We start from the raw sequence: 26,643 nt of genomic DNA, 5'->3' as shown, positions 1-26,643 counted from the left end.
AAGGGGTGTCACACGTCGCTCACGTTAACGACTTTCGACGCAAAGATGCAAGAAAACCCGCACGACCTAAATGATCAGACTGAGACCTGAACTCGTATGCAAGCCTAAAGCCTGAATAGGACTATTGCGCCTTTGCCAAGACCTGACAGAGTTGCTCGGTGGCGTGGAGCATTTGGAAGCTGGGGCGCTCCAGACCTTTATCCGGCACTTGCCAAAGCTGCTTGAGCTTGACTGCAGTGATGTCTGGCCAGCGCTGCCAGGGTTCAAGTTGTGCGCCGCTGCCCGCTAAAATGACTTCAGGATTGCGCTGCAACACTGCTTCAATACTGACCTGCGGTGCTGGCAGGCTTATGTCAGCAAAGACATTCTCAGCGCCGCAGACACGCAATGCATCGCTGATAATTTGCTGGCCGCCCAAGGTGTATAACGGTTTATCCCAGACCTGATAAAACACCGACAACGGTTGTTCACGGTGGTAACGACTGCGCAACGCAGCTAGGCCCTTGTGGAATTGCTCCTGCAACTGCTGGCCCTGTTTAGCCCGACCAATACGTTTACCTATTTCGGCAAACTGATCGGCAAGCGTATTTAGCGTGTGTGGCTCAGCCACAAGCATTGGAATAGCAAAGTCTTGCAACTGCTGACGCTGAGCTCGGCTGATGCTACCGGGCCACAACAGAATCAGATCCGGCTGCAGGGCTAGCAGGGTTTCCAACTCTAATTGTGAGTAGCGCCCAACCGAAGGCAGATTAGCCACAGCCTCAGGTCGCGGACCGCCATCGAGCACACCAACCAACTGCTGCGCGGCGCCAAGTTCAATGACGATTTCAGTTAACGAAGGCGCGAGGCTGACAATACGCTCTGCCGCTAACACTGGCGCAGATGAGCCAATTGCCAGCAGCAGAATCAGCAGCAGGCGGTGCATCAACCGAGCTGGCGAGGGATGCGGTAGAGATAAAGAATGACCATGCTCGACACCGTCAGCAGGATCAATGGTATCGCTTCAAGGCTGGTGAACACTGCAACCGCAGCGATCCAGGCAGGCAAGCTGGCACCGAGAAAGGCTTTGCGCCGCGTTTTGGCGAGTTCCTGCCAAGCCGCAGGCTCGGCATCGCTATCACGCGCCTTCCCCGTAGCAATCACTGCATGCTTGTATGCGTTGAACAACGGCAAACTAACAAACATCGACAACATACCGACGATGAAAAACGGCATCGCCAATACGCCCGGTTGGCGGCTGGACTCGAACAAAATATTGATAGTGATGACCGGCACCAAAACCAGTATCAGTTGCCACCACCATAGAATCGAAAGATGGCGACGTACCTGAGGTCGATTCACACTTTTTCCTCGACCTCGGCCTGATGCATGCTGCCTAGCATGTGCCCGAGCTTACCGGCCTTGGTTGCCAGGTACTTTTTGTTGTGCGGATTATGGTCAATCTGCAGCGGTACCCGGGTTGCCACATTAATGCCCATGTCGCCCAGTGCTTTTACCTTGCGCGGGTTGTTGGTCATCAACTTAAGCTCTGTAATGCCCAAGTGATCGAGCATCGGCTTGCAGATCGCGTAGTCGCGCTGATCGGCACCAAAGCCCAAGCGCTCATTGGCTTCCACAGTATCGGCGCCACCGTCTTGCAACTCATAGGCACGGATTTTATTCAGCAAGCCAATACCGCGTCCTTCTTGACGCAAGTACAGCAACACGCCACGGCCTTCAGCCGCAATCGCGCGGAGCGCGGCTTCAAGCTGAAAACCACAATCGCAGCGCAAACTGAACAGTGCATCACCGGTCAGGCACTCAGAATGCAAACGACCCAACACTGGCGCACCATTGGCAACATCGCCAAAGGTCAGCGCAACATGCTCTTTACCCGTGCTTTGTTCAAGAAAACCATGCATGGTAAAAACGCCAAACGGCGTAGGTAATTGGGAGGCGGCGACGAACACGATTGGCACCGTGTGCTCCTACAGTAATTCAGGGATATTGGCGTGCATTGTAACAGCAGCGAATCGCCACAGGTCAGCTTGAATTACTGATGATAAGTATCAAAGCAAATAACTCGACTTAGCCAGCAGTCACGTCAGTCACGCTGGCTGAGGATAGAAATCAATGCTTTGACTCCAGCACCAACACATCCTGATCGACCTTCCAGCCCACACGCCCGAGGAAACTCATACCCAGTAACGCCTCGCCACCGGTGCCTACATCCATCACTGTGCCCTCGACACCTCGCACTTCTATGGTGCCGACCTTGACGCTGTTGAGCTTGATCCGCCACCCTCGCGCCACACCATTTGCAGTACTGACCCGAATTTCGCGACCCGTTGCCCGGTAGTCGATACCTAACTGGTCAGCCTGAGCCCCGGTCAAGGCGACTGAAGTGGCGCCGGTATCGACCAGAAACTGTATAGGATGGCCATTCACCGAACCGGCAACCCAATAATGTCCATTCTCACCTTTGGCAATGCTGAAAGAGCGCTTCTGCGGCGCAGTCATGCCTTGGCTGTAATCTCGCGTGAGGCTGTAATTGCGCTCGACTCCATCAACCCGCAGAACTGCTCCACGCGCATCCGCACTTATCACCTGAACTCCACCCGGCCCGGTCTGTCCGACTTTTACCAGCTTGCGCTGGCCATCGACATTCAACACCGCCGCACCCGGAAATAATCCGACCACCTGTATTTGCGCAGCGGCCCAAACCGACCCGGCTAAGGTCAAAAGCACACTTAAACAGAGTAATTTCATGTGTGGCATCCAACAGTCCCTGTTATCAGTCAAATGGGTATGGTTGTTTCCAGCGCTTAAAAATTGGCTTCAACGAACCATTTTTAACCAGCTTCTGCATACGCTGATCAAACAAATTAGCCAGCTCATGCCCCCGCGGATTGTCAGCAAAACCTAGATAAATCGGTAATCGGGTTAGCGATGTCATCCGGTAGTGCGCAGGGTCGGCAGCGGTCATGAGCAACTGCTCAATCTCAGTACGCGCGTCGATATAGAAGTCTGCGCGACCAAAATCCAGCATCTCAAGGATACCCTTACGCCGCTGAACTTCGCGGAAGCGCGTCAAATTTGGCAAATATTGTTGATAGGCATAACCACGCACCCAGACCAATCGATACTGGCTAATGGTCTGTATGGTTGGCACCGGCGTATTGAGTGTACTCAGCGCAGTTATCTGGTCGGCATCGTAATACCAGTGCGGATAAAACACGCCCTGCTGAACCTCATTGAGGTATGAGCCAACCCAGGCATCAGCCTCGCCACGCTGAACCAGGCCGATTGAGCGAGTGTACGGCATGGTCTGGATATTCAGCTTAACCCCGACAGGCTCGTAAACCGCACGCAGGATATCCCACGCCAAGCCGCTGCCATCCGCTTGGGTGTATTCCTCCCAGACATCGCTGACCAGATTAATATTTTTTGCTGCAGGCGGTTGCGCAGCCAACTCAGAGCCAAGCAAACACAGCAGAAATATCGCTAAATACCGCGCGATCATAAGCCCTTCAAATCTCTTCGCGAGCAGCACAATTACGCTTAAGCAACACGTCAATCCACTCAAACCAGCACCACTCAAAAACCTAAGTTGGACGCGAATTCACTGGCCCAACCCCAAACGACCAACTGCATCGCAAGCTAGGCGAATACACCGGCCAGCACATCATCGAGCATGATTCCAACACCGCCATGCACATGCCGATCAATCCAGCGGATCGGCCACGGCTTGAAAATGTCGAACCGTCGAACCGTCGAAACATTAGAAAGCCTAGCAGCAACCAGCCCCAACCTTCAGGAACCAGCCAAAGCGGGATAAACGGCACGGCAACCATCGAGCCCCACGTGCCCGGCGCTTTGGGTAACGCCCCGGAACCGAAACCAAAGGCTATAAAGTGCCACGGATTACTCCACACTGAATGCGGGATTTTTCCGTGTCAGTCACCCTCAAAGTGTTGATAGCCGGCCTTGGTCTGAAGACTCCTTTGCCCGCTCTCATCAACCAGCTCAACCCCCTGCCCGGCTTGCACGCTACCAATTACATGCACCGGCCAACCTTGCGCTTGCAGAGGCGCTAGCTTCGCCGCAGGCAAGGTGAATGCCAGCACATAATCATCGCCGCCACTCAGCGCACAATTGCGCGCCGTTTCAGCATCGGCAAACGTTTGCAAAGCTGTAGATACAGGCACTTTAGCCAGTTCAATCTGTAAACGGACCCGCGATGCTGCAGCAATGTGTCCGCAGTCAGCCAGCAATCCGTCTGAAATATCCAAGGCAGCAGTGGCGTTACCGCGCAATGCCTGCCCCAACGAAAGCTGCGGTTGCGGCGACCAGTAATGCTGCAATAAGGCTTTAGCTGCGTCTGAATCGTCACTGCGCTGACCGAGCACCAACGGCAAAGCACCTGCGGCATCGCCCAAACAGCCGCCAACACAGAGCAAGTCCCCCACTTGGGCACCGCTGCGTGTCAGGGCCAGATTCTTTGGCGTACGCCCAAATACCGTCAATGTCAGGCTCAGCGGGCCGCGGGTGGTATCTCCGCCGATCAAGCTTATTGAACAGGCCCGCGCCATCTGATCGAGACCTTGAGCAAAAGCCTGCAACCAGTCTGCATGTGCAGATTCGAGGGTTAACGCCAGAGTAAAACCAATCGGGGTTGCGCCCATTGCCGCCAAATCACTGACCGTTACCGCCAGCGCACGCTGCGCCAGCAGAGAGGGATCAGGATCATGCGGAAAATGTACGCCAGCGACCAACGTGTCTGTGGAGATGGCCAATTGTTCGTCGGCAGGCACCTCAAGCAAGGCGCAGTCGTCACCAATGCCCAACGCCACGCCTTCGCCACCTTGGGCGCAAGCCGCCGAGGCGAAGTAGTGACCAATTAGTTCGAACTCACCCATGACTTTTGAGACCCGGTCAGATAAGCAAAAGCCGCGCTAAGACAGGCGGCTTTTGGCTATGACAGCATTGATTGGTTAGCGCTTGTGGGCGCGAACTTCATCAGCACGCAGGCGTGGCGCCAGCTTGTCGAGTACACCGTTAACGAACTTATGGCCGTCGGTGGCACCGAAAATTTTCGCCAACTCAATACCTTCGTTGATCACCACGCGATACGGGATATCGATACGGTTGCGCAGCTCATACGTCGACAGACGAAGGATAGCCAACTCAACCGGGTCGATTTCATCCAGTGGACGGTCAAGCAACGGCTCGAACGAACTGTCGATTTCAGTCTTCTGGCGCGGGACACCATGCAGAATCTCGTGAAAGTAGGCGCCATCAACTGCAGTGAAATCGTTATCAACGCGGAACTGCGCTTCGATTTCATTGAGCGCCTGGCCCGCTACGTGCCATGAGTACAGCGCCTGCATAGCCAAGGTACGCGCTTCACGGCGCGCCAAGGTTTTAGGGCTCGGGCCTTTCTTGGCCGCGGGCGCCGACTTTGGCGATTGGCTATTACTATCGTTCTGGCTCACTTGGCCTCCAACTGCGCCAGCAGGCTAACCATTTCCAGGGCGGACAAAGCAGCTTCAGCGCCTTTGTTCCCGGCTTTGGTGCCGGAACGCTCGATTGCTTGTTCGATAGAATCTACAGTCAGCACGCCAAATGCAACCGGCACGCCAAACTCCATGGAGACTTGAGCCAAGCCCTTGGTGCACTCGCCTGCCACGTATTCGAAATGCGGAGTACCGCCACGAATAACCGCGCCAAGGGCGATGATTGCGTCGAAATCGCCACGCTGAGCGACTTTCTGCGCAACCAATGGAATCTCAAAAGCACCCGGCGCGCGGATGATTGTAATGTCGCTTTCGCTCACGCCGTGACGAACCAGGGCGTCAACAGCGCCACTTACCAGGCTTTCAACAACAAAGCTGTTGAAGCGGCCAACCACCAGAGCAAAGCGGCCCTTGGGGGCAATAAAAGTACCTTCGATGGTCTTCAGGGTCATAGCCAATCTCATCTATTAAAGAGCCAGGCCGCCGTTAGCGGCCATGAATGAATTATTCAGAGGGCAGATATTCTACTACCTCTAGATCAAATCCGGATATCGCATTGAACTTCATCGGTGAACTCATCAGGCGCATCTTGCGCACTCCGAGGTCACGAAGTATCTGCGAACCGGCACCTACCGTGCTGTAAGTTGCCGGGCTAGAGGCTTTTCCGTCACCACCGAGTTGACGCTCAAGGTGCGCCAGCAAGTCTGGACCGGTCAGCGGATTGCCCAACAGCAACACCACGCCGCTGCCAGCTTTCGCCACCTCGCTCATGGCCGCACGAAGACTCCAGCGACCTTCCTGCTTAACCATGAACAAGTCGCGTAGCGGGTCCATGTTATGCACACGTACCAATGTCGGCTCCTCTGGACAGATTTTGCCCAGCGTCAGCGCCATGTGTACATCACCTTCAACTGAGTCACGGTAGGTGACCAGATTGAAGCTGCCTAACTCGCTGTCGAGCAGTTGTTCGCTGACACGCTCAACCGTGCGCTCGTGAATCAGGCGGTAGTGAATAAGGTCAGCAATGGTGCCGATCTTGATCCCGTGCTGCGCGGCAAACTCTTCAAGCTCGGGACGACGCGACATGGTGCCGTCATCGTTCATGATTTCGCAGATAACGCCGCTCGGCTCAAAGCCGCCCATACGCGCCAGATCGCATGCAGCTTCAGTGTGACCGGCACGCGCCAAGACACCACCCGGCTGAGCCATCAACGGGAAAATATGGCCCGGGCTGACAATGTCGTCGGCCTTGGCGCTTTTCGATGCAGCCGCTTGCACTGTGCGCGCGCGGTCTGCCGCAGAAATACCAGTGGTCACGCCTTCCGCCGCCTCAATCGAGACCGTGAACTTGGTGCCAAAACCTGAACCATTGCGCGGCGCCATCAATGGCAACTTGAGCAACTCACAACGCTCGCGGGTCATCGGCATGCAGATCAGGCCACGGGCAAAGCGTGCCATGAAATTGATGTGCTCGGCGGTGACGCACTCCGAGGCGATGATCAAGTCACCTTCGTTCTCGCGATCTTCGTCATCCATGAGGATGACCATTTTGCCCTGGCGGATATCTTCAACCAGCTCTTCAATACTATTCAGTGCCATGGTGATTTCCTTAACCCTTCAAATAGCCGTGTTCGGCTAAAAAACCTTCGGTAAGACCCGAGGCCTTCGGCTCGGCAGCTTTATCACCCAGCAGCAAGCGCTCCAGATAACGTGCCAGTAAATCAACCTCAAGGTTGACCTTACGTCCCGGGCGGTAATCGACCATGATGGTCTCGGCCAGGGTGTGCGGAACAATGGTCAGCTCGAATTCTGCGCCGTTGACTGCGTTCACCGTAAGGCTGGTGCCATCAACGGTGATTGAGCCTTTGTGGGCGATGTATTTAGCCAACTCGTTCGGCGCACGCACAGTGAACTGCACGGCGCGGGCGTTTTCTTCACGGCCGACAATCTCACCGACGCCATCGACATGACCGCTGACGAGATGTCCACCGAGGCGACTGGTCGGCGTCAGGGCTTTTTCAAGATTGACCCGGCTGCCCGGCTTGAGGTCGACAAAACCGGTGCGCGCCAGGGTTTCGCGGCTGACATCAGCCCAGAAACCATCGCCAGGCAACTCAACTGCGGTCAGGCACACACCGTTGACGGCGATGCTGTCGCCCAGTTTGACATCAGATAAATCCAGCTTGGCAGTCTCAACATAAACCCGTACATCGCCGCCTTTCGGGGTCAACGCACGAATATTGCCGATCGACTCGATTATGCCTGTGAACATGGCGCCTCCACGTCTGCGAGCACGTCGCTGCACTGACCCATCAAGCGGTCAGTCTGGACTGAGTAAATAGAATGTGGCATTTGCGAACTCCTGTTTATAAAAAACAGGGCGTTTCGATCGATAGGGTGCTTGCTAGTACTTAGTCAGCCAAACCGTTCAGCGCACCTGGCATATCAACCTGACCGCAAGAGCGCTGCACTTCGGCAAAGCACATTGCGAGTAAAATCGATAAAGCCTGCGCAACTGGCGACAGCCTGCTGTCTACGCACCATTCAAACAAACCCGCTCTCTCTTTATCCGGACTGTAGAGCTCTGCAAAACACCGCATAAACAGTGTTTGCAAAAGCCTGTAACCGTCGGCCCCGGAATCACACCGGGTCTGCTGACCTTGCCACCCATTGACCTAACAAGGGCACCAAGCGCTCGCGGGCTAGACGCATTGCGCATCATTACCGCCGGTGGGGAATTACACCCCGCCCTGAGAACGTTGCGAGCACCTAGGTTCTCGCGAGTGGCTTTTTACCATATTTGCGCCACAGACGCACCGCAAACCTGTGCAGATATCGGCCTTGGTTCGCGCTGCAGAAACTGCTGGGATAGCCGATTAATGCGCGCTAGACGGCTCCGGCACAGGCACAACTGGCACCGCAATGATTCGCCAATCATCACCAACTGCCCGAATATCAACGATTTTAAGCTGCGGAGCCTCAGCCATCCGGCCAAGCGGCAAGTCGAGTAATGGTCGCGCACTGGAGCCGAGAAACTTGGCGGCGACAAATATCTGATACTCATCAACCAGCCCTTGCCGGGCAAATGCACCCGCCAGGCGCGGCCCCGCCTCGACCAAGACTTCATTCGCGCCACGTGCGGCCAGCTCCACCAGCAGCCTGCGCAAATCGACATGGCCATTGCTTCCAGGCACTGCCAGCAACTCGTGGCCATCGCTCAAATAGCGGTCTCGAGCCGTGGCTGCAGCGCAGGTCGCGACCATTGCCGCACCCGCTTGAAAGAATGTAGCGTCAAGCGGCACCCGCAAACGACCATCAATCAATACGCGCAGTGGTGGACGGGTATCGGCTAACGCGGACAGTTCCGCACTCAAACCAAGCTCATCGTTACGTACGGTCAATCGAGCATCATCAGCCAATACCGTATCGGCGCCGCTGAGCACCACACTTGAGCGGGCACGCAACCGTTGAACCGCCGAGCGCGCAGCGGGCCCGGTAATCCACTGGCTTTCACCACTGGCCATGGCCGTGCGTCCATCCAGGCTCATCGCCAGTTTAACCCGCACGAATGGCAAGCCTTGCTCCATGCGCTTGATGAAGCCGGCATTCAGGGCGCGCGCCTCAGCTTCAAGCACGCCGCTCTGTACCGCAATACCAGCCTGCATCAATCGCAGTAAACCGCTGCCTGAAACTTGCGGATTGGGATCTTGCATAGCCGCCACAACTCTCGCCACGCCTGCATCAATCAATGCTTCGGCGCACGGCGGTGTGCGCCCGTGGTGGCTGCATGGTTCCAGCGTCACATACGCGGTAGCCCCTTTAGCCAGGGTGCCTGCTTGGCGTAATGCATGAACTTCTGCGTGCGGTTCACCCGCGCGGGCATGCCAGCCTTCACCGACAATCTTGCCATCAAGCACAAGCACGCAACCAACACGTGGATTAGGGTGCGTTGAGTACAATCCTTTACGGGCCAACTCCAAAGCACGGGCCATAAAGGCGTTATCAACTGTCATGCTTAATCCTTTGAAGGTTCGCGAGATAAACGGTCAATTTCCTCACGGAACTCATTGAGGTCTTGAAAACGCCGGTACACCGAAGCAAAGCGGATGTAGGCAACTTCATCAAGCTTCTGCAATTCGGTCATGACCAATTCACCGAGCACCAATGATTTCACTTCACGCTCACCGGTGGCGCGCAAGCGATGCTTGATATGAGCGATTGCCGCCTCCACCCGTTCGATGCTCACCGGGCGCTTTTCCAGCGCGCGGAGCATGCCAGCGCGGAGCTTTTCTTCATCGAAAGGCTGGCGGCTACCGTCTTGTTTGATCAACCGCGGCATTACCAGTTCCGCAGTTTCAAAGGTAGTAAAACGCTCACCGCAGGCTAAACACTCGCGACGACGACGAACTTGCTCACCTTCGGCCACCAATCGTGAATCAATCACTTTGGTGTCATTAGCGGCGCAGAATGGACAGTGCATATAATGGCCTGCCTTGGACGGAAAGGCGCCATGGTAGCGTATCTCAGCAGCAAGACAAGCCGCCAACTTTGCGCTATACAGGCGGGCAATCATCCATTGAACGGATACACGACAAAAGGAGCATGCATGTATTTGCGCCACTTGACCTTACTCGGCCTCTTGGGCCTGCTCAGCGCTTGCGCTAGCGAACCTGCTACGCCAGTGGCTGCCCAACCCATCGCCAAAAGCGCTGACGTAGCTGCCACACCGGCGCATATGCGCGAAATCAATGGCAACCTGATCGGTGTGCCCGATGGTGCCACCGCCGAAATCGCACTATTGGTAATCGGCAGTAATGGTCTGCCAGTCCAATTACTGGGCAACATCCAATTGCGCGGCAATGGCTCGACCCTGCCGTTTCGCCTGATATTCAACCCAGAGACATTTGAGCGCGGCATTCGTGTTGAGCTGCGCGGCCGAGCCAACCTTCAAGGGCGCTTGATTCAACAGATGCCTACACAGCTGATCCGCACCGCGCAAAACCAGACGCTCGGTGACATCCGCATGCAACCCGCACCATGAGTTCAACTCGTACGGCGGCCAATCCGCCTGCGCAACTGCTCGATGCACTAAGCCAACTACTTGGCGATGGGCAATTGAGCGTGCAAAGCCTGCCTGATACCGAGATAAAACTGTGGTTGATTGATGCAGATAATATGGACCGCCAGTTCAGCCCGGAGGAAACTCAGCGCATTCTTGACGAGCCGCCTTACTGGTGCTTCTGCTGGGCGAGCGGCTTGGTCCTGGCGCGCTGGCTGGCACAAAACCCCGAATGGGTTCGTAATAAACGTGTGCTCGATTTCGGCACGGGCTCTGGAGTTGCAGCCATTGCTGCCGCCAAAGCAGGCGCCGCCGAAGTCGTGGCCTGCGACCTCGACCCGCTGGCTTTGGCGGCTACAAAAGCCAACGCCGAATTGAATAATGTAAGGCTGGATTACTCAGCGGATTTCTTTGCCGAGGCGGATCGTTTTGATCTGATCATTGTGGCCGACGTCCTTTACGATCGCGCCAATCTGCCGCTGCTGGACCAATTCCTCAGTCGTGGCCAGCAGGCGCTGGTCGCCGACTCACGAGTGCGCGACTTTCAGCACCCGCTCTACCAGCGGCTCGGTATCATGCAGGCCTGCACCTGGCCGGATTTGGCAGAGCCAATGGAGTTTCGCCAAGTCAGCCTGTATCACGCACAGCGCAGTTGACACCGCATTCCAAACCGCCACTTGTTAAACTAGCCAGCAGCCCTTATTAACCTATTCATCAGCCTTTTGATTGTGCGAGACAGACCATGAGCGACACCCCCTATATTTTTGATGTTTCCGGCGCCGCACAGTTTGATCAACTGGTCGTTGAAAACTCGTTTCATAAGCCCGTGCTGGTCGACTTCTGGGCCGAATGGTGTGCGCCGTGTAAAGCGCTGATGCCACTGCTCGCGCAGATTACCGAGGGCTATCAAGGTGAGTTGCTGCTGGCCAAGGTCAACTGCGACATCGAGCAAGACATCGTCGCCCGCTTTGGCATTCGCAGCCTGCCGACCGTGGTGCTATTCAAAGATGGCCAGCCGGTTGATGGCTTTGCCGGTGCCAAGCTTGAGTCGGAAATCCGCGCCATGCTGCAACCTCATGTTGCGGAACCTGCACCAGCACAAGAGAATTTATTCGACAGCGCCAGCGCGCTGTTCGCCGAGGGTCAAGTCGACGCTGCCGAGGCGCAACTCAAGCAATTGCTCAGCGAAGACAACAGCAATGCTCCGGCCTTGATTCTGTATGCTCGCTGCCTGGCTGAGCGCGGCGAACTGACTGAGGCTGAATCGGTGCTTAATGCCGTCACCGGCGACGAACACAAACAGGCGCTGAGCGGTGCTAAAGCACAGCTTACGTTCTTACGCCAAGCCGCAGAGCTGCCCGATGTCGCAGACCTGAAAAGCCGTCTTGGGCAAAATCCTGAAGATGATGAAGCCGCTTATCAGCTTGCAATTCAGCAGCTTGCAAACCAGCAATACGAGCCCGCGCTGGATGCCCTGCTTAAGCTGTTCGTGCGCAACCGTAACTATGCCGACGGTGTGGCGCACAAAACCCTTCTGCAAGTGTTTGAGTTGCTCGGTAACGACCACGCGCTGGTCACTCAATACCGTAGAAAACTCTATCAAGCGATTTATTAATCTTGATCCGAGGTACGCTTTTCGCCCAGCCGTTGTGGCGGAGCACACTCCCGTCATGGGTAGGTTTTCAACCTTGGCCCCACGTTATACCTTGCCAAACAAGCAATATTTTTCTCAAGCCCCACTGTAATTTTCCATAACATTGAAACTCAATCACTCTGTACAGCTGTAAGCTGGCTCGCTTAGATCCAGTCTTACAGCGCCTCTCACCTTTGCAGGGACCTTGGGTAGTTATGACTAATAATCTTTCAAGATTTGGATTTTATGTAGCGCTGTACGGCACAGTGTTCGTTGTGGTGTGGAATGGCTTTTTTAAATTCGAGGCCGAAGAAGCCATGTCCGTCAGCGAACTACTTAAGCATTCGCCTTTTTTTGCCTGGATGTATAACTTTGGCAATGTTCAAGGCGTATCAAATGTAATCGGCGTTGGCGAGCTGTTTACCGCTTTGCTTCTGGCGCTCTATCCATTCAGCAAAAAAGCCTCTCTACTTGGCGGCCTACTTGGCATAGGTTTGTTTTTGACAACCCTGACCTTTTTGTTCTCAACACCTGGGATTCTGAACGAAGACAGCATCTTCCCTTCGCTATTCGGCGCCTTTTTGATCAAGGATTGGGTATTGCTCGGCGTTTCGATTTCGGTAGTCGGTGACTCTTTGACAGCGATCAAGCAGTGACAAACCAACCTGCCAGCCAGCCCCATACCAAGTGTGCTGGCAGGCCTTTGGAATAAAGTACAACGCTCTAGCGGTGACTTAACCTAACCAGTGATAGACCGGCGCATCGGCACCGCTTTCAACCCGCACCTGTGCGCAATGTCGCAACCGCACCAGCAACTGTTTTGCAGCCAACTCCCCGCCAGCCAGCCCCGTAAGCTGCTCCATCAGCAACGGCCCCTCAATACTTCCGGCCTTAGCCAATAAAGACAGCGTGGTTTGCCACAACGCGTCTGTTTTTGGCGCTTCTTGCGGCATCGGTGACGCACTTACCGGCGCCATATTTACTGGCAGGTTAGCGGCCAAATGCGCCCAGTCCTGAGCATCGAGCTCAACTGTCAGATCTACCGGCCAATCGCCGATCTTGCCGCGTATGCGTACCATTTTGCCTCCAGTGCACTGAGCGAGATGCTCCCACGTCGAGGTACACGGTGACAACTCGCTCTAGCAATTCATGGTTTAATTCGTTATAACATTACAACTTATTTCGCCATCCACCCGGAGCTCAACAATGCGTCGCGTACTGCTAGCACTGCCTTTCGCCCTTCTTCCATTTGCAGCAATGGCTGAAGAGGCACACGACCATGACCACGCTGAACATGCCAGTCTTGGCGCCCACGAACACGGTGTTGCCCAACTCAATGTCGCGCTTGATGGCAATACCCTTGAGCTCGAGCTGGAAAGCCCAGCCATGAACTTGGTTGGCTTCGAACACGCGCCAAGCTCTGATGCAGACAAAGCCGCCATCAGCCAAGCCCGCAGCCAACTAGAAAAGCCTCTGGCACTATTTAGCCTCAATACTGGCGAGTGCAGTGTCAGCAGCAGCGAACTGGAAAGCCCGCTGTTTTCAGGTGGCCATGCCGAGCATGATCATAAGCACGAAGCCGACGAGCACGAGCACGAGCACGAGCACAGTGAAATTCACGCGCATTACAGTTTTAACTGCAAGCAGCCACAAGCTCTGCAACAACTTGATCTGGCGCAACTGTTCAAGCAGTTCCCTGCTACGCATAAAATCCAGCTACAACTGATCGGCCCAAATGGTCAGCAAGGTGCGGAACTCACTCCTGAGCAGAGCTCGGCCAAGTTTTAAAGCCAGCTGCTGAACTCTGCGCAGAGGTCCCGACAAGTGTAGGCCGTGGATAACAATTGCTTCGTTTACAGGTCGAAAACCAGTAGGCTCACGGCCAATCGCGGCGTTCAACAGGGACTCCAAATTTGTTCATTCCAATATAGACCGGCCCGGGCAACCGGGCCGTTGCATTCATGACTTCAGCACTGATTAGCCTCACCGACCTCGGCTATGCATGGCCCGGCCAACCTGAGCTGCTTGATATTCCCAGCTTTACCCTGCAACGCGGCGAGACCTTGTTTCTCAAAGGCCCGAGCGGCAGTGGCAAAACCACCTTGCTGGGCTTGCTTGGCGGCGTGCAAAAACCTGACCGAGGCCAGATTAAACTGCTCGACCAAGACCTGAGTGCATTGTCATCTGGGGCGCGAGATCGCTTTCGGGTCAATCATACCGGCTACATTTTTCAGCAATTCAATCTTCTGCCGTTTTTATCGGTGCGTGAAAACGTCGAGCTGCCTTGTCATTTCTCAGACATCCGCAACAATCGCGCCCGTCATCGACATGGCAGCGTTGCCAAAGCCGCTTCAAGCTTGCTTGCCCATCTGGGCTTGACCGACCCCAAACTACTCGATCGCCGTGCGGACTCGCTGTCGATTGGCCAGCAACAAAGAGTTGCAGCCGCTCGCGCCCTGATCGGCCAGCCGGAACTGGTCATCGCCGATGAACCTACTTCGGCGCTCGATGCCGATGCGCGTGAAGCCTTCTTGCAACTGCTATTTGCCGAATGCCGCGAAGCCGGTGCCAGCCTGCTGTTTGTCAGTCACGACCAGAGCCTGGCACCGCTGTTTGATCGTAACCTGTCGCTTGCCGAACTTAACCGCGCCACCCAGCCGCAGGAGATTTGAGGTGTATTTATTTCGTCTGGCACTGGCCAGCCTAAGCAACCGCCGTTTCACTGCCCTGCTCACTGTTTTCGCCATCGCCTTGTCGGTCTGCCTGTTACTCGCCGTTGAACGTGTGCGCACCGAAGCACGCGCCAGCTTTGCCAATACCATCAGCGGTACCGACTTGATCGTCGGCGCCCGCTCCGGCTCAATCAACTTATTGTTGTACTCGGTGTTCCGCATCGGCAATGCGACGAACAACATTCGCTGGGACAGCTTTGAGCAACTGGCGCAGAACCCGCGGGTTAAGTGGGCGATCCCGATTTCGTTGGGTGACTCGCACCGTGGCTACCGGGTGATGGGCACTAACACTGATTACTTCGAGCATTACCGCTACGCTCGCCAACAACCCTTGGAGCTGAGCCAGGGCCGCGAATTTGCTGATGACCCATTTGAGGTCGTACTCGGCGCTGAGGTCGCCGACGCCCTGCATTACAAACTTGGCGATGAGCTGGTTCTGGCCCACGGCGTTGCCACCATCAGTCTGGTCAAGCACGACGACAAACCCTTTCACGTGGTCGGTATTCTCAAACGCACCGGCACCCCGGTCGACCGCACGCTGCATATCTCACTGGCTGGGATGGAAGCACTGCATGTTGACTGGAAAAACGGCATGCCAGCACGAGGCGCAGATAAAATCAGCGCAGATCAAGTGCGCAACATGCATCTACAGCCAACGGCGATAACCGCTGTACTGCTCGGCCTGAAAAGCAAAATCGCCACCTTCAGCTTGCAGCGCGATATCAATGAGTTTCGCGGTGAACCCTTGCTGGCAATTCTGCCCGGGGTTGCCTTGCAAGAGCTTTGGGGCTTAATGGGCACCGCTGAGAAAGCCTTGTTTGTGGTTTCGCTGTTTGTGGTGATCACCGGTTTGATCGGCATGCTCACTGCGATTCTGACCAGCCTCAATGAACGTCGCCGCGAAATGGCTATTCTGCGTTCGGTCGGTGCGCGCCCTTGGCACATAGCCAGCCTGTTGATATTCGAAGCCTTTAGCCTGGCCTTGGCTGGCGTGTTGCTTGGCTTGTTGCTGTTGTATGTGAGCATCGCCGCGGTGCAAAGCTATGTACAAGGTAACTACGGCCTCTATTTGCCACTCAATGCGCCCAGTGGCTATGAGTGGATGCTGCTCGGCGGTATCCTTGGCGCTGCATTGCTGATGGGTTGTGTACCTGCATGGCGTGCATACCGACAGTCTCTGGCTGACGGTCTTTCAATTCGCTTATGAGGTTAACCATGCAGCGCACCGCCCTTGGCGCCCTAATTCTGGCCATTTCCACCTCGCTGTGGGCAGCAGAGCCTCGCGAGCTGACCTGGTCAGAGCTGATCCCGCCGAACGCGCCACCCGTTGTTCAGCAAATGGCGCCCATGCATGACCTGTCGCAGCTGGGTGACACCTTGTCGGAGACTGGCCCGAGCATGAAGCAGCTATCGCCAGCGGCGCCCGTGGTCAAAAGTCTGAATGGTGTCGCGGTGAAGTTGCCGGGCTATATAGTGCCGCTGGATGCGACGGATGAAGGTCGGGTGACCGAGTTCTTGTTGGTGCCGTACTTTGGCGCATGCATCCATGTGCCGCCACCACCGTCCAACCAGATTGTGCATATCACCACTGAGCTTGGGGTCAAGCTTGATACCTTATACCAACCCTTCTGGGTCGAAGGGCCGCTCAAGGTTGAACAAAGCACCAGCGAACTGGCAGACGCTGGCTACCAGATGAGTGCGCAGAAGATCTATCCATACGAATTGCCGGAAGGCGAGTAACCGCACACTCAATCACTTCCGCAAGGCGGACAACGCGAGGCTTGTCCGCCGTGATCCAGTGCCGAAATGCTCAAACATGAGCAAATGGCGTGAATCTATGCAGCCGAAATGGTGGGTAAAAAGCGTCTCCCACCTTAGTGAGTGCTGGCGAGACGGTCATTGGCGCCAGCATTCAACTCATTTTCCGCCCAGTTTCGCCACTCGCGCACCTGACGCCGGTCGGCGCCAGCGCTTTCAGCTTTCTTCAGTGCGGTCAGCCCAGCCTTCCAGCGTGACTGCTCCAACTCCAACTGCGCCACATTCATCCAATGTTTGCCGCTGCCTGAAGCGCTAGCCAACTGGCGATAAACCTCGACCGCATGGGCTCGATCACGTGCTTGCCAGTAGAACAAGCCAAGACGCTCCTGGCGTGTACTGTTGTTCGCCAGCAACCCTTGATCAAGCATGCCTTTGAGTAATTTGGCGCCCTGCCACGGCTGGTCAGCGGCGCTGGCCAACAAGGTCAGATTATCCAGTTCTTTGGCACTGAAGTTCAGGCCTTTGGTACGCGCCGTACGCAAGGTCGCCAAGGCATTTTCATAGCTTCCGGAGAGTTGTTGCAACGCCGCCAACTGGCGCCAGTGTTGTACATCATTCGGGCTACGGGCGAGCAACTGCTGCTGCCACTTTTCAGCTTGTGAATAGCGCTTGAGGTCAGCGTTAACCCCAACCAAAAACTGCAACCAGCGATCTTCAGCACGAGGGTGAGCCTGCACATAGCGCTCAGCCAAAGGTAGTGCTTTAGCAGGTTGACCGGATGCTTGATAAGACTGCACCAGCATCTGCAAAACTTCTTCACTGGCCTTAGCCGGAACGGGGGTAAGCAAGCGGATAACTTCTTTATAGCGCTGCTGCGTCAGGTTCAGCTTCGCCAAGTTGAGCTTTTCATTGGCTTGTGAGGCGTCGTCGAGCTTGCCACTTTTGACGACCTTGTTGAGAAACTCAATCGCCTTGCCGTTGCGTCCTTGTGCCCAAGCAAGGTAGCCATGACTGCGCCACAACAAAGTTTCTTCGAGACTACCCGCCTCACCCTTTACACCATCAAGAGCACGTTCAGCCGCCGCATAGTCACCCTTTTGCTGCGCGACCTGAGCAGTGTTCAACGCCCGCATCACGCTGGGCTCCACCATCTGCCCGGCGGCGAACACTTCACTGACCAGGCTGACATTGACCAGAAAACTCAAAATCAGTGCTAAACGGATCATTTTAGCTATCTCCCTGTAAACGGAAGTACAAAGTTTTTACTGCCTCACGCGCCACAGCTAAACCACCTTCGGTGCGCGGAGCAAAACGCCAACGCACAGCTGCGCGACGGGCTTCACGCTCAAATACATTCTTGGGACTGGCCTCAAGCACACGCACGTTCTCAACCGCGCCCGCACGATTGATTGTGAAAGCCAGTTTTACGTGGCCTTCAATACCCCGCTGTAACGCATAACGCGGATACTGCGGACTCACATCATTGAGCGGCATGACCTCACTTTCTGGCCCGCCGGACTGCGCACCCGCGTCTGCTGCCGGAGCCGGAGCTGGCGCACTCGGCGCAGCAGCGCCAGCCACAAGGCCGGTCAGGTTCGGGGTTGGTGCACTGTTTACCGCCACGCCACTGTTCATGGTTGGCAGGTCGATATCCAGCTTCGGCATGCTCGCATTCGGTGTCGCCGCAACCGGTGTTGGCGGCGTCGGTGGCTGCGGTGTCTGCGGTTGTGGCGGCTGCGGCGCTTGCTGACGCGTGCGCGTCGCCGTGTCGCTGGAACTGGTATCCATACGCACAAAGTTTGCCACCGTCACCGGCTCATCAGACGGCTGACTAGTTGGCGGCGCAACCATGTACAGCATCAACGCAAACAGCAGTACTGCGATCAAGCAGGCACTTACAAACGACCATGCCACACGCATCAAAGCGCTCCCGAGGTGGCAGCCAGCGCGACATCCTGAACTCCTGCCAGACGCGCCTGATCCATCACCTGCACCACCAAGCCGGTGCGAGCATCCTGATCAGCCTGGACCACTACCGCACCTTCGGGCTGGTCGACACGCATGCGTTCAACATTAGCGCGAACACTGCGCACATCAACCACTTTTTTATCCATCCATACCTGCCCATCAGCGGTAATCGCGATGAGGATATTGCCTTTGTCCTGTGGACTGGCGGTTTGCGCTTGCGGGCGCTGAACCTCGACACCAGACTCTTTGATAAATGAGCTGGTGACGATAAAGAAAATCAGCATGATAAAGACCACATCGAGCATCGGCGTCAGGTCGATGCCGGTGTCTTCGTCTTGCTGATGGTGACGGCGCATTCTCATGATTAGCTATCTCAGTCGTGTCGCAGCTGGTCAGCCAGCCGCTCAATTGCCTGACGGGCGTTACGTTCAAGACGCGCCAGGCTGAACAATCCAGTAATCGCCAGCACCATGCCGGCCATGGTTGGCAATGTCGCCTGCCAGACACCTGCGGCCATTCCGCGCGGATTGCCGGTGCCGCTCAATGCCAATACATCAAACACTGCAACCATGCCGCTCACGGTGCCGAGCAAACCCAGCAGCGGATACATCGCCACCAGGGTTTTGCTCAAGCGCAACGGCCCCATCAAATGTTGCCGCGCCTGGGCCAACCAAGCGCTGCGCACGGCACGCTGCCAACTGCCAGAGTCGTCTTGCAGCATTTGCTGCCAAGCGTGGCGATGCTCATCAACCCACACCGGGAAGACCTTGCGCATAAACCAGAAGCGCTCAAGCACCAGCGTCCAGAACACCACACAGAGCCCCGCCAACGCCCACATCACCACACCGCCCGCGCTCATGAAATCAAGCAACGCATAGGCGCTGTCGGTTACACGCAGCCATAAGGCGAATAGATCAGTCACGGCGCGGCGCCCCAGACAGGTGCAGCGCGATCAAGCCGGCGCTTTGCTGCTCAAGTAACTGAATCAGGGCTTTACTGCGACTTGCCAGCAAGCTGTGCAAGAACAGCAGCGGAATCGCCACCACCAAACCAAGTACGGTAGTCACCAATGCTTGCGAGATACCGTCGGCCATCAGTCGCGAGTCGCCACCACCGCCTTGGGTAATCGCCTGGAAGGTGACGATCATGCCGGTTACCGTACCCAGCAGGCCGAGCAACGGCGCAACTGCACTGAGCAACTTGAGCAGACCTTGGCCTTTCTCCAGCGGCGGGGTTTCCTGAAGGATTGCTTCGTCGAGCTTGAGCTCCAAGGTTTCTAGGTCAGACAGTTGCGGATTCGGGCCCAGTACGCCGATTACACGGCCCAACGGGTTGCCATCATCCGGCACGCTGATGTTGTGCAGCTGTGCTTTCACACCGCGATTAACCTTGGCCAGATAAACCATACGCCACAGGGCAAGCAGCAGGCCCAAGGCGCCAAGGGCGACAATCACCCAGCCGACCAGGCCGCCTTGTTGCAGGCGATCCCAGATGCTTGGCTTGCGCTGCAACTGGGCCAGAATCGTACCGCGACTTGGGTCAATCGGCAGTACAGCCAAAGGTTCTTTAGTTGCCAGATAATCACTCACCAGACCTGAACCCGCCGGCTGTCGCGCAGGCACCAGCAACTCATGTGAATCGGCGTCGTAACGCAAGAACTGACCGTCGCCGAAGGCAGAGAAGGCACCTACACGCAATACTGGTTGCTGCTTGCGTGTGCCATCGGCGGCAACCACCGGCAGCTCAACTTGCTCAACTCGGCCACTGGCCGTGAGGTCTTCGAGCAATACCATCCAATAATCTTCAAGGTCTTGAGCCGATGGCAATGCACGATTTTCTGACAAGGCCTGCAAGCGCTTGATGCGCTCCGGGTACTGCGCATTAAGCAGACTGTCTTGCCATTGCCCGGCAACATCACCGGCACTCTGACGCACCACAGCAAACAGCTCACCTAAACTTCCGGAACGCTGCTTGAGCAGGGCTTCTTGCTCAGCCAACTCGGCTTCCTGACGATCGAAATCGGCTTTCAAGCGTTCCGCTTCGGACTTTTGCTCGGCCAAAGCTGCCTGAGCCTTGGCCAGAAGCTGTGCGCGCTCACTGCGCTGCGCGACGAATGCTTGCTCACGCTGCTGCATGGCGCTGACTTCGGCGGCACGCTCACTGCGAATACGTTCTAGCAGTTGGTCTGGGCTCAGCGGTTCAGCCGCGCTGACGACCACTGGCAGCGCACTTAAAACCAGCGCCGCGATCAACCCACGCTTTATCACAAAACTCATTACTGGGCCCCTTGGTTCAAAGTCTTAACCGGCAGTTCGAGCAATGCTGGCGCCTGCTCTTGACGAGCAATGGCGATGGCTTGATGCAGCGGACGACGCGCGCTGTTATCAAGCACCTGCCAGGCCTGCGCCTGCGAATTCCACCAACCGCTCTCATGGCCATCAAGGGTCTGGTAATACATCATTGCGCGGCCTAAACGCAGAAACTCAACACTGCGCACACCCTGCTCGCCATCCAGCTCACCACGCCAGGCTTCAAGCGTGCGACCGTAGTCGCTTTCAACTTGGTAGGCCTCAAGAATACGGCGATATTTTTCAGCCAGACTGACATCCGCACGCGGCAACAAGTCTTGCAGTTGCGCTAGGCGATCTGCGCGTTCTTCCGGCAGAAATGGCACATCGGCACTGATGAACTCACCAAGCACCTCAACCATTTTGCGCATCTGCGGGGTGGCTGCCTGCTGGGTACGCTCAATACCGTCAAGCTGCGCCTGATAACCCGCCAACTCCTTTTGCTGAGCGGCGACCAATTCGCGCAACTGCACGTTATAACCCTTCAATGCCTCAGCTTGCTCCAGCGCACTGCGGTATTCGATGAGCATTTCACGGCTGGCGTCATCGAGTTTTTCAATGCGCGCTTGTGAGGCCTTGGCGTCAGCAGCCAAACCTTGGCTTTCATCCAATGCCGCGCCTAGTGGAGCAGCGCTCACGGTGGCGCTCGAAAACATCAACGCTGCCGCCAATAAGCGGATGGGATACGGGCTCATGCGGTGAAAATCCTCTGCGTCAGACTCGTTAAAGAGAACCATTATCATCTTTATTCGTAAGCAAAGGCAATGAGTGAATGCTCTAAAAAGGCAATCCACCGACTAAATTGAGCTGGATCAATATCAGTTTTCGATAGTTAGCTATGATTTATCCATCAGACAACCCCAATGACTCAACAGGAGTTATCCATGAATAAATACACACTCATAGCTCCACTGCTTGCCCTTGCGATCGCCCCTGGTTTTGCTCACGCATATGAAGCTGGAGACATCATTGTCCGCGCAGGCGCTATTACCGTTGATCCGAATGAAGACAGCTCTGGCGTGAAGAGCCCGCTGGGTGACTTGGGCGGTAGCGCAACGGTTGAAAGCGACACCCAGCTGGGCCTCAACTTTGCCTACATGATGACCGACCACTTGGGGATCGAACTGCTGGCAGCCACCCCATTCACGCATGACGTGGGTGTACATGGCCTGCAAGGCGGCTTAGCGGGCCTGAATGGCGGTCTCGGTGACGTTAAACAGCTGCCTCCGACCCTGAGCCTTATCTACTACCCGCTGGATAAAAACTACGCGTTCCAACCGTACGCAGGCATTGGCATCAACTACACCGCTTTCTATGGCGCCGACACATCAAGCAGCGCCGAAGCCAAAGGCTTCAGTAATCTTGACTTGAGTGACTCGTGGGGCGCGTCCGCACAAATTGGCGCCGACTACATGATCGACGACCACTGGATGGTCAACGGCCAAGTGCGCTATATCGATATCGATACCAACGCTCATGCCGATCTGGCTGGTGTTGGTAAACTCAAGCTCGATGTGGATGTCGATCCATGGGTGTACATGGTCGGTCTGGGCTACAAGTTCTAAAGCTTAATCCCGCCTTGGCAGCAATAAAAAAGCCGGCACTCAATGCCGGCTTTTTGGTATTTGCTGGCAGCGAGGCGCTGCCAGGTAATCCAAGCACATTACTTGGTTATGCCCAGCAACTGACGCAATCCTTCTTTAAGCGGTGTTTCCTGCGGCATGCGATAAGCCTGTTGCAAGCGATCGTTATTGGCCCGCGAATGACGAATATCACCTGCCCGCGGCTCCAGATAAGTAACCGCTGGCAGACCGCCAAACAGCTCGCCAATGGTTTCAAGCAATTGTTTGAGGCTCGTCGCCTGATTCCAACCGACATTGACCGCATCGCTCACCACTTGCTCAGCGAACAAGCCCTGCTGTAACAACTCAATCAAGTCCGCAACAAAAAAGAAATCGCGTGTCTGCTCGCCATCACCGAAAACACTGATCGGCAAGCCCTGCTGTGCGCGCTGGGTGAAAATACTGATCACTCCAGAATACGGCGAGGACGGATCCTGGCGCGGGCCAAAAATATTGAAGAAACGAAAAACAGCAGGCTCAAGACCATGCTGGCGGCGATAGAAATCCAAGTAGTACTCGCTCGACAGCTTATCCGAGGCATAAGGCGTCAGGGGAGACTTGGCGGTATTTTCATCAATCGGCTGACCGGCGCCGTTATTACCGTAAACCGCAGCGCTGGAAGCAAACACCACTCGTTTGACACTGTGCTCGCGCATGGCTTCGCAGATATTCAAGGTGCCTACAAAATTGCTTTGGTGGGTGCTGACTGGGTCATCCACCGATGCCTGCACCGAAGCAACCGCAGCTAAATGAACCACCGCATCACAGCCTTTGACAGCAGCCGAGACACAAGAGGCGTCGGCAACATCTCCTTCAATAAACTGCAACTGCGGATTATCTAGCGGCAAATTGCTGCGATTGCCCATCGATAAGTTATCCAGCACCCGCACGGCATGGCCTTTAGCCAGCAATGCGTCAACCATGTGCGACCCAATAAATCCGGCTCCGCCGGTGACCAGAAATAACTTAGACATGACGATAGTATTGATCCAAGAGGCTCGGCAGCCCCGCACGCCAGGCACGCGGCTTGATACCGTAAGTGTGGAGAATCTTTTTACACGCCAGCACCGCATGCTGCGGCTCTTCCGCCACATCAGGACGCGCGGCATGGGCTTGCGCAGCTATATCATCAACCAGATTACTGCGGAAGTTACGCGCCTCACTCAGCAAGGCCTGTCCCAGCGCCAGCGATGTGGTCGCTTCATGTCCGCCATAATGATAGGTGCCCCACAATGGAGACTCGCAATCGAGTTGCTTGAGTACCGCAAGAATGACCCGGGCTGCATCGTCTACAGGCGTTGGGTTACCGCGGCGGTCGTCCGCCAGATAAAGGGTTTCATCACGCTCAGCACGCGCCAAAAAGCGCCCCATCAAACCTTCCGGCGAGCTGTCGAGCAGCCAGCCAAAGCGCAGCAAAACATGCCGCGAGCACACAGCACGCACACTTTGCTCCAGACGCCACAATGCTTGGCCATGCAGCCCCAGCGGCACGGGCTCTTCTTTTTCGCTATAGGCAGTCGCCCTCGCGCCATCAAATACGCGATAGCTGGACGGCTGGATCAAGCGGATTTCGTGGTGCTTGCACAGCTCGGCAAGGCGCTCAACCGCACGTTCCTGACTGGTAAAGCGCGCCTCACTCACAGTTTCGGCCTGAAACCAGTCGAAGTAATACGCAAGATTAATCAAGGCATCGGGACGGGTGTCATCGAGCAACTGAGTCAGGTTGGCGGCATCCCAGCCAGAATCAGGTGGTCGCGGCGCAAGGAAGTTAATATCTTCCTCAGCTCCGAGACGAATCAGCGCTTGCCCCAAAGCGCTGCCGCCACCTAGCAGCATCAAACGCATTCGCATAATCGATAGCTATCTCAGCAATCAGAAGGGTTATAAACAAGAGAAAGCTATAAAGCTTTTTAAAGTTACTTGCCTTGCATACTACGGCTCCGACGATAAAAAACAAAATAGCGCGCAGCAAAAACAGCAAACCCACTTAAAAAAGCTAAATCATCCAAGCTCTGACTTCCAGCAAGTGCCTTGTTTTGGCGCCGCAAACAGCTGCGGCGCGGCATCTTTCAGACGCGATGCTAGCCCCCTTTGGTAGAAGGCAACAATACTGTGATGATTCCAATCAATGGCAGGAAAGAACACAGCTTGTACACATACTCAATGCCATGAATATCCGCCAAATGCCCCAGCAATGCGGCGCCAATACCACCAAAGCCGAACATTAGGCCGAAGAACACACCGGCGATCATACCGACGTTCCCCGGTACAAGTTCTTGGGCAAAAACCACAATTGCCGAGAACGCCGAGGCCAGGATAAACCCGATCACCATGCTCAACACACCGGTCCAGAACAGGTCGGCGTATGGCAGCACCAAGGTAAAAGGCGTGACACCTAAAATGGACACCCAAATCACCATTTTTCGCCCGATTTTGTCGCCAATCGGACCGCCAAAAAAAGTTCCTGCGGCGACGGCGCCAAGAAACATAAACAAATGTAGTTGCGAACTGGCTATCGACAGATCGAACTTCTTAATCAGATAAAAGGTGAAGTAGCTGGTGAAGCTGGCCATATAGAAGTATTTGGAAAAAACCAGCACCGCCAGCACGACCAAAGCCAGTCTCACTCGCTGTGATGACAAACCGTGGGTCGCTTTACCGCCCTGCTTGAGCTTGAACAAATTCAGGTGATTGCGATACCAACGACTCAGCCCCCAAAGCACGGCGATAGCAAATACCGCAAACAGGCCAAACCAAGCGACGTGGCCTTGCCCATAGGGAATTACAATTGCGGCCGCCAGCAGTGGGCCAAAAGCGCTCCCCGCATTACCGCCGACCTGGAATGTCGACTGAGCCAACCCGAAGCGACCACCAGACGCCAGCCGCGCAACGCGTGAAGCCTCCGGGTGAAAGGTCGACGACCCAATGCCGACCAACGCAGACGCCATCAGAATTGCCGCAAAGCTTCCTACAAAAGCCAGCATCAGAATACCAACCAGGGTGCAGAGCGCTCCGCACGGCAGCAACCAGGGTTTGGGATGGCGGTCGGTGTAATAACCAACCCAGGGCTGCAGCAAGGAAGCGGTGAGCTGAAAGGTCAAGGTGATCAAGCCAACCTGAGTAAAACTCAGCCCGTAATTCAGCTTGAGCATTGGGTAAATCGCTGGCAATACCGCCTGAATCAGATCATTAATCAAGTGCGCCAAGGCGCAGGCACCGATCACCCGCATCACTAAAGGACTGGCTTGACTAACGCCTGAATCGGACAGCTTTACAGCTAAGGATGGGGAATTGCTCGAGGTAGTGCTGGACATAATCGGGTTTCCAGACAGCGAATGCTCACGGCAGTGCGTTGATAGGCATGCAAAAAAACCTTGCCAGTTTAACCCTCAAGCACCGGAAAAGAGCTAGATGCACAAATCGCCAAGTTTTTTTGCCGCAACCAAACAACAAAAAGCCCCCGCAATGCGGAGGCTTCAAGCTAAAACCATACTCATTTGCCTAAGGCATTGCCTCAGAACGGAATATCGTCGTCAAAGCTGTCGTAGTCTGGCGCTGGCTGAGCCTGTGGCTGCGGCGCTGGACGTGGAGCGGCTTGCGGCTGAGGCGCACGTTGCTGGGGCGCTGGACGCTGCTGACGTGGGGCTGAATCACCACCTTCGTTGTTTGGACGACCGCCCAACAACTGCATGGTGCCTTGCATGTCGACCACGATCTCAGTGGTGTAACGCTTGATGCCGTCTTTTTCCCACTCGCGAGTTTGCAGTTTACCTTCGATGTAAACCTGCGAACCTTTGCGCAGGTATTCACCGGCAATTTCCGCAACCTTGCCGAACATCGAAACACGGTGCCATTCAGTCTTCTCGACCTTTTGACCGGTTTGTTTGTCGGTCCACTGCTCGCTAGTTGCCAAGCTCAGATTAGTAACGGCGTTGCCATTGGGCAGGTAGCGCGTTTCTGGATCCTGTCCGCAGGTACCGACCAGAATAACTTTGTTAACCCCACGGGCCATAACGATCTCCTAAGCT

Annotated in this window: 32 protein-coding genes, 1 pseudogene and 1 riboswitch; of the genes and pseudogenes, 9 read left to right on the top strand and 24 right to left on the bottom strand. The window is 55.5% G+C overall.

Features of this window, described 5'->3' with window-relative positions; translation table 11 throughout:
- Window positions 1-121: 121 nt before the first annotated feature.
- The 13 genes and pseudogenes from ACN0UH_RS10315 to nrdR form a co-directional block, all read right to left on the bottom strand.
- Window positions 122-925, bottom strand: coding sequence for a cobalamin-binding protein (locus tag ACN0UH_RS10315; protein WP_417661955.1), 804 nt, complete (start codon window positions 923-925; stop codon window positions 122-124).
- Window positions 925-1,341, bottom strand: coding sequence for an MFS transporter (locus ACN0UH_RS10310; RefSeq protein WP_417661954.1), 417 nt, complete (start codon window positions 1,339-1,341; stop codon window positions 925-927). The genes ACN0UH_RS10315 and ACN0UH_RS10310 overlap by 1 nt, the downstream gene beginning before the upstream one ends.
- Window positions 1,338-1,958, bottom strand: coding sequence for a GTP cyclohydrolase II (gene ribA, locus ACN0UH_RS10305; RefSeq protein WP_417661953.1), 621 nt, complete (start codon window positions 1,956-1,958; stop codon window positions 1,338-1,340). Before ribA ends, ACN0UH_RS10310 begins: the two co-directional genes overlap by 4 nt.
- Before the next feature lie 151 nt (window positions 1,959-2,109).
- A complete protein-coding gene (locus ACN0UH_RS10300; protein WP_417661952.1) occupies window positions 2,110-2,748 on the bottom strand; it encodes a retropepsin-like aspartic protease family protein in 639 nt (212 codons plus the stop codon).
- A 25-nt stretch (window positions 2,749-2,773) separates the two neighbouring features.
- Entirely contained in the window at window positions 2,774-3,502 is a 729-nt protein-coding gene (locus tag ACN0UH_RS10295; protein ID WP_417661951.1) for a substrate-binding periplasmic protein, read from the bottom strand.
- A 137-nt stretch (window positions 3,503-3,639) separates the two neighbouring features.
- Window positions 3,640-3,926: pseudogene (locus ACN0UH_RS10290) on the bottom strand (phosphatidylglycerophosphatase A).
- A gap of 9 nt (window positions 3,927-3,935) precedes the next feature.
- The gene (gene thiL / locus ACN0UH_RS10285) at window positions 3,936-4,898 is read right to left on the bottom strand and encodes a thiamine-phosphate kinase (protein ID WP_417661950.1); all 963 of its coding nucleotides are present in this window, start codon (window positions 4,896-4,898) and stop codon (window positions 3,936-3,938) included.
- A gap of 75 nt (window positions 4,899-4,973) precedes the next feature.
- A complete protein-coding gene (gene nusB / locus ACN0UH_RS10280; protein ID WP_417661949.1) occupies window positions 4,974-5,474 on the bottom strand; it encodes a transcription antitermination factor NusB in 501 nt (166 codons plus the stop codon).
- On the bottom strand, window positions 5,471-5,947 hold the full coding sequence (gene ribE / locus ACN0UH_RS10275) for a 6,7-dimethyl-8-ribityllumazine synthase (RefSeq protein ID WP_087515564.1): 477 nt from the start codon (window positions 5,945-5,947) through the stop codon (window positions 5,471-5,473). The genes nusB and ribE overlap by 4 nt, the downstream gene beginning before the upstream one ends.
- Window positions 5,948-5,999: 52 nt before the next feature.
- Window positions 6,000-7,094 (bottom strand): bifunctional 3,4-dihydroxy-2-butanone-4-phosphate synthase/GTP cyclohydrolase II, encoded by a 1,095-nt coding sequence (ribBA, locus tag ACN0UH_RS10270; protein WP_417661948.1) that lies wholly within the window; start codon window positions 7,092-7,094, stop codon window positions 6,000-6,002.
- 10 nt (window positions 7,095-7,104) lie between these two features.
- Window positions 7,105-7,767 carry a riboflavin synthase gene (locus ACN0UH_RS10265; protein ID WP_087515562.1) on the bottom strand — a complete coding sequence of 221 codons (663 nt, stop codon included), beginning with the start codon at window positions 7,765-7,767 and terminating at the stop codon, window positions 7,105-7,107.
- Between the two features lie 280 nt (window positions 7,768-8,047).
- Window positions 8,048-8,257, bottom strand: a riboswitch (FMN riboswitch).
- 114 nt (window positions 8,258-8,371) lie between these two features.
- The gene (gene ribD, locus ACN0UH_RS10260) at window positions 8,372-9,508 is read right to left on the bottom strand and encodes a bifunctional diaminohydroxyphosphoribosylaminopyrimidine deaminase/5-amino-6-(5-phosphoribosylamino)uracil reductase RibD (protein ID WP_417661947.1); all 1,137 of its coding nucleotides are present in this window, start codon (window positions 9,506-9,508) and stop codon (window positions 8,372-8,374) included.
- Window positions 9,509-9,510: 2 nt separating this feature from the next.
- Window positions 9,511-9,975 carry a transcriptional regulator NrdR gene (nrdR, locus tag ACN0UH_RS10255; protein ID WP_010487069.1) on the bottom strand — a complete coding sequence of 155 codons (465 nt, stop codon included), beginning with the start codon at window positions 9,973-9,975 and terminating at the stop codon, window positions 9,511-9,513.
- A 126-nt stretch (window positions 9,976-10,101) separates the two neighbouring features.
- Between nrdR and ACN0UH_RS10250 the strand changes: the two genes are divergently transcribed.
- From ACN0UH_RS10250 to ACN0UH_RS10235, 4 genes are all read left to right on the top strand, one after another.
- Window positions 10,102-10,536: a hypothetical protein gene (locus ACN0UH_RS10250; protein ID WP_417661946.1), complete on the top strand. Its 435-nt coding sequence runs from the start codon at window positions 10,102-10,104 to the stop codon at window positions 10,534-10,536.
- Complete coding sequence (locus tag ACN0UH_RS10245) at window positions 10,533-11,210, top strand: class I SAM-dependent methyltransferase (RefSeq protein WP_417661945.1); 678 nt, start codon at window positions 10,533-10,535, stop codon at window positions 11,208-11,210. The genes ACN0UH_RS10250 and ACN0UH_RS10245 overlap by 4 nt, the downstream gene beginning before the upstream one ends.
- 86 nt (window positions 11,211-11,296) lie before the next feature.
- Window positions 11,297-12,169, top strand: a complete 873-nt coding sequence (gene trxA, locus ACN0UH_RS10240; protein WP_417661944.1) for a thioredoxin — start codon at window positions 11,297-11,299, stop codon at window positions 12,167-12,169.
- Between the two features lie 233 nt (window positions 12,170-12,402).
- Window positions 12,403-12,843, top strand: coding sequence for a DUF417 family protein (locus tag ACN0UH_RS10235; protein ID WP_417661943.1), 441 nt, complete (start codon window positions 12,403-12,405; stop codon window positions 12,841-12,843).
- A 78-nt stretch (window positions 12,844-12,921) separates the two neighbouring features.
- Here the strand turns inward: ACN0UH_RS10235 and ACN0UH_RS10230 are convergent, their stop codons facing one another.
- Window positions 12,922-13,266 (bottom strand): hypothetical protein, encoded by a 345-nt coding sequence (locus ACN0UH_RS10230; protein ID WP_417661942.1) that lies wholly within the window; start codon window positions 13,264-13,266, stop codon window positions 12,922-12,924.
- Between the two features lie 127 nt (window positions 13,267-13,393).
- On the opposite strand from ACN0UH_RS10230, the gene ACN0UH_RS10225 reads away from it, so the two are divergent.
- From ACN0UH_RS10225 to ACN0UH_RS10210, 4 genes are all read left to right on the top strand, one after another.
- A complete protein-coding gene (locus tag ACN0UH_RS10225) occupies window positions 13,394-13,975 on the top strand; it encodes a DUF2796 domain-containing protein (RefSeq protein WP_417661941.1) in 582 nt (193 codons plus the stop codon).
- Window positions 13,976-14,148: 173 nt separating this feature from the next.
- Window positions 14,149-14,859 carry an ABC transporter ATP-binding protein gene (locus ACN0UH_RS10220; RefSeq protein ID WP_417661940.1) on the top strand — a complete coding sequence of 237 codons (711 nt, stop codon included), beginning with the start codon at window positions 14,149-14,151 and terminating at the stop codon, window positions 14,857-14,859.
- A gap of 1 nt (window position 14,860) precedes the next feature.
- A complete protein-coding gene (locus tag ACN0UH_RS10215) occupies window positions 14,861-16,126 on the top strand; it encodes an ABC transporter permease (protein WP_417661939.1) in 1,266 nt (421 codons plus the stop codon).
- Entirely contained in the window at window positions 16,123-16,659 is a 537-nt protein-coding gene (locus tag ACN0UH_RS10210; RefSeq protein ID WP_417661938.1) for a DUF3299 domain-containing protein, read from the top strand. The genes ACN0UH_RS10215 and ACN0UH_RS10210 overlap by 4 nt, the downstream gene beginning before the upstream one ends.
- Window positions 16,660-16,793: 134 nt before the next feature.
- Here ACN0UH_RS10210 and ACN0UH_RS10205 read toward each other — a convergent pair whose 3' ends face one another.
- Genes ACN0UH_RS10205 through ACN0UH_RS10180 form a run of 6 tightly spaced genes read right to left on the bottom strand, consistent with a single transcriptional unit; the run spans window position 16,794 to window position 21,688 of the window.
- Entirely contained in the window at window positions 16,794-17,903 is a 1,110-nt protein-coding gene (locus ACN0UH_RS10205) for a tetratricopeptide repeat protein (protein ID WP_417661937.1), read from the bottom strand.
- Between the two features lies 1 nt (window position 17,904).
- Complete coding sequence (locus ACN0UH_RS10200) at window positions 17,905-18,597, bottom strand: energy transducer TonB (RefSeq protein WP_417661936.1); 693 nt, start codon at window positions 18,595-18,597, stop codon at window positions 17,905-17,907.
- Window positions 18,597-19,007: an ExbD/TolR family protein gene (locus ACN0UH_RS10195; RefSeq protein ID WP_029529509.1), complete on the bottom strand. Its 411-nt coding sequence runs from the start codon at window positions 19,005-19,007 to the stop codon at window positions 18,597-18,599. Before ACN0UH_RS10195 ends, ACN0UH_RS10200 begins: the two co-directional genes overlap by 1 nt.
- A gap of 11 nt (window positions 19,008-19,018) precedes the next feature.
- Window positions 19,019-19,567, bottom strand: coding sequence for a MotA/TolQ/ExbB proton channel family protein (locus ACN0UH_RS10190; protein WP_087515548.1), 549 nt, complete (start codon window positions 19,565-19,567; stop codon window positions 19,019-19,021).
- Window positions 19,560-20,921, bottom strand: a complete 1,362-nt coding sequence (locus ACN0UH_RS10185) for a MotA/TolQ/ExbB proton channel family protein (protein WP_417661935.1) — start codon at window positions 20,919-20,921, stop codon at window positions 19,560-19,562. The genes ACN0UH_RS10190 and ACN0UH_RS10185 overlap by 8 nt, the downstream gene beginning before the upstream one ends.
- Window positions 20,921-21,688: a DUF3450 domain-containing protein gene (locus ACN0UH_RS10180; RefSeq protein ID WP_087518965.1), complete on the bottom strand. Its 768-nt coding sequence runs from the start codon at window positions 21,686-21,688 to the stop codon at window positions 20,921-20,923. The genes ACN0UH_RS10185 and ACN0UH_RS10180 overlap by 1 nt, the downstream gene beginning before the upstream one ends.
- A gap of 189 nt (window positions 21,689-21,877) precedes the next feature.
- Between ACN0UH_RS10180 and ACN0UH_RS10175 the strand changes: the two genes are divergently transcribed.
- The gene (locus tag ACN0UH_RS10175; RefSeq protein WP_417661934.1) at window positions 21,878-22,558 is read left to right on the top strand and encodes an OmpW/AlkL family protein; all 681 of its coding nucleotides are present in this window, start codon (window positions 21,878-21,880) and stop codon (window positions 22,556-22,558) included.
- Window positions 22,559-22,656: 98 nt separating this feature from the next.
- Here ACN0UH_RS10175 and ACN0UH_RS10170 read toward each other — a convergent pair whose 3' ends face one another.
- The 4 genes from ACN0UH_RS10170 to ACN0UH_RS10155 all read right to left on the bottom strand — a co-directional run bounded on the left by ACN0UH_RS10170 (window position 22,657) and on the right by ACN0UH_RS10155 (window position 26,627).
- Complete coding sequence (locus tag ACN0UH_RS10170; protein ID WP_417661933.1) at window positions 22,657-23,589, bottom strand: NAD-dependent epimerase/dehydratase family protein; 933 nt, start codon at window positions 23,587-23,589, stop codon at window positions 22,657-22,659.
- On the bottom strand, window positions 23,582-24,466 hold the full coding sequence (locus ACN0UH_RS10165; protein WP_417661932.1) for a sugar nucleotide-binding protein: 885 nt from the start codon (window positions 24,464-24,466) through the stop codon (window positions 23,582-23,584). Before ACN0UH_RS10165 ends, ACN0UH_RS10170 begins: the two co-directional genes overlap by 8 nt.
- Before the next feature lie 230 nt (window positions 24,467-24,696).
- Window positions 24,697-25,929, bottom strand: a complete 1,233-nt coding sequence (locus tag ACN0UH_RS10160) for an MFS transporter (protein WP_417661931.1) — start codon at window positions 25,927-25,929, stop codon at window positions 24,697-24,699.
- Window positions 25,930-26,129: 200 nt separating this feature from the next.
- Window positions 26,130-26,627, bottom strand: coding sequence for a single-stranded DNA-binding protein (locus tag ACN0UH_RS10155; RefSeq protein ID WP_339490026.1), 498 nt, complete (start codon window positions 26,625-26,627; stop codon window positions 26,130-26,132).
- Window positions 26,628-26,643: the final 16 nt, after the last annotated feature.

Origin of the sequence: Pseudomonas sp. (genome assembly GCF_048265905.1) — a bacterium.
GTDB lineage: Bacteria > Pseudomonadota > Gammaproteobacteria > Pseudomonadales > Pseudomonadaceae > Aquipseudomonas.
The sequence above is the reverse complement of the archived record's forward strand: the minus strand, read 5'-3'. Positions and strand labels throughout refer to the sequence as shown.

Coding starts and splice junctions, on each gene's coding strand:
- ACN0UH_RS10315 (WP_417661955.1), bottom strand. CDS start 925: ATGCACCGCCTGCTGCTGATTCTGCTGCTGGCAATTGGCTCATCTGCG.
- ACN0UH_RS10300 (WP_417661952.1), bottom strand. CDS start 2,748: ATGAAATTACTCTGTTTAAGTGTGCTTTTGACCTTAGCCGGGTCGGTT.
- ACN0UH_RS10295 (WP_417661951.1), bottom strand. CDS start 3,502: ATGATCGCGCGGTATTTAGCGATATTTCTGCTGTGTTTGCTTGGCTCT.
- thiL (WP_417661950.1), bottom strand. CDS start 4,898: ATGGGTGAGTTCGAACTAATTGGTCACTACTTCGCCTCGGCGGCTTGC.
- ribE (WP_087515564.1), bottom strand. CDS start 5,947: ATGACCCTGAAGACCATCGAAGGTACTTTTATTGCCCCCAAGGGCCGC.
- ribBA (WP_417661948.1), bottom strand. CDS start 7,094: ATGGCACTGAATAGTATTGAAGAGCTGGTTGAAGATATCCGCCAGGGC.
- ACN0UH_RS10265 (WP_087515562.1), bottom strand. CDS start 7,767: ATGTTCACAGGCATAATCGAGTCGATCGGCAATATTCGTGCGTTGACC.
- ribD (WP_417661947.1), bottom strand. CDS start 9,508: ATGACAGTTGATAACGCCTTTATGGCCCGTGCTTTGGAGTTGGCCCGT.
- nrdR (WP_010487069.1), bottom strand. CDS start 9,975: ATGCACTGTCCATTCTGCGCCGCTAATGACACCAAAGTGATTGATTCA.
- ACN0UH_RS10250 (WP_417661946.1), top strand. CDS start 10,102: ATGTATTTGCGCCACTTGACCTTACTCGGCCTCTTGGGCCTGCTCAGC.
- ACN0UH_RS10245 (WP_417661945.1), top strand. CDS start 10,533: ATGAGTTCAACTCGTACGGCGGCCAATCCGCCTGCGCAACTGCTCGAT.
- trxA (WP_417661944.1), top strand. CDS start 11,297: ATGAGCGACACCCCCTATATTTTTGATGTTTCCGGCGCCGCACAGTTT.
- ACN0UH_RS10235 (WP_417661943.1), top strand. CDS start 12,403: ATGACTAATAATCTTTCAAGATTTGGATTTTATGTAGCGCTGTACGGC.
- ACN0UH_RS10230 (WP_417661942.1), bottom strand. CDS start 13,266: ATGGTACGCATACGCGGCAAGATCGGCGATTGGCCGGTAGATCTGACA.
- ACN0UH_RS10225 (WP_417661941.1), top strand. CDS start 13,394: ATGCGTCGCGTACTGCTAGCACTGCCTTTCGCCCTTCTTCCATTTGCA.
- ACN0UH_RS10220 (WP_417661940.1), top strand. CDS start 14,149: ATGACTTCAGCACTGATTAGCCTCACCGACCTCGGCTATGCATGGCCC.
- ACN0UH_RS10210 (WP_417661938.1), top strand. CDS start 16,123: ATGAGGTTAACCATGCAGCGCACCGCCCTTGGCGCCCTAATTCTGGCC.
- ACN0UH_RS10205 (WP_417661937.1), bottom strand. CDS start 17,903: ATGATCCGTTTAGCACTGATTTTGAGTTTTCTGGTCAATGTCAGCCTG.
- ACN0UH_RS10200 (WP_417661936.1), bottom strand. CDS start 18,597: ATGCGTGTGGCATGGTCGTTTGTAAGTGCCTGCTTGATCGCAGTACTG.
- ACN0UH_RS10195 (WP_029529509.1), bottom strand. CDS start 19,007: ATGAGAATGCGCCGTCACCATCAGCAAGACGAAGACACCGGCATCGAC.
- ACN0UH_RS10185 (WP_417661935.1), bottom strand. CDS start 20,921: ATGAGTTTTGTGATAAAGCGTGGGTTGATCGCGGCGCTGGTTTTAAGT.
- ACN0UH_RS10180 (WP_087518965.1), bottom strand. CDS start 21,688: ATGAGCCCGTATCCCATCCGCTTATTGGCGGCAGCGTTGATGTTTTCG.
- ACN0UH_RS10175 (WP_417661934.1), top strand. CDS start 21,878: ATGAATAAATACACACTCATAGCTCCACTGCTTGCCCTTGCGATCGCC.
- ACN0UH_RS10170 (WP_417661933.1), bottom strand. CDS start 23,589: ATGTCTAAGTTATTTCTGGTCACCGGCGGAGCCGGATTTATTGGGTCG.
- ACN0UH_RS10165 (WP_417661932.1), bottom strand. CDS start 24,466: ATGCGAATGCGTTTGATGCTGCTAGGTGGCGGCAGCGCTTTGGGGCAA.
- ACN0UH_RS10160 (WP_417661931.1), bottom strand. CDS start 25,929: ATGTCCAGCACTACCTCGAGCAATTCCCCATCCTTAGCTGTAAAGCTG.
- ACN0UH_RS10155 (WP_339490026.1), bottom strand. CDS start 26,627: ATGGCCCGTGGGGTTAACAAAGTTATTCTGGTCGGTACCTGCGGACAG.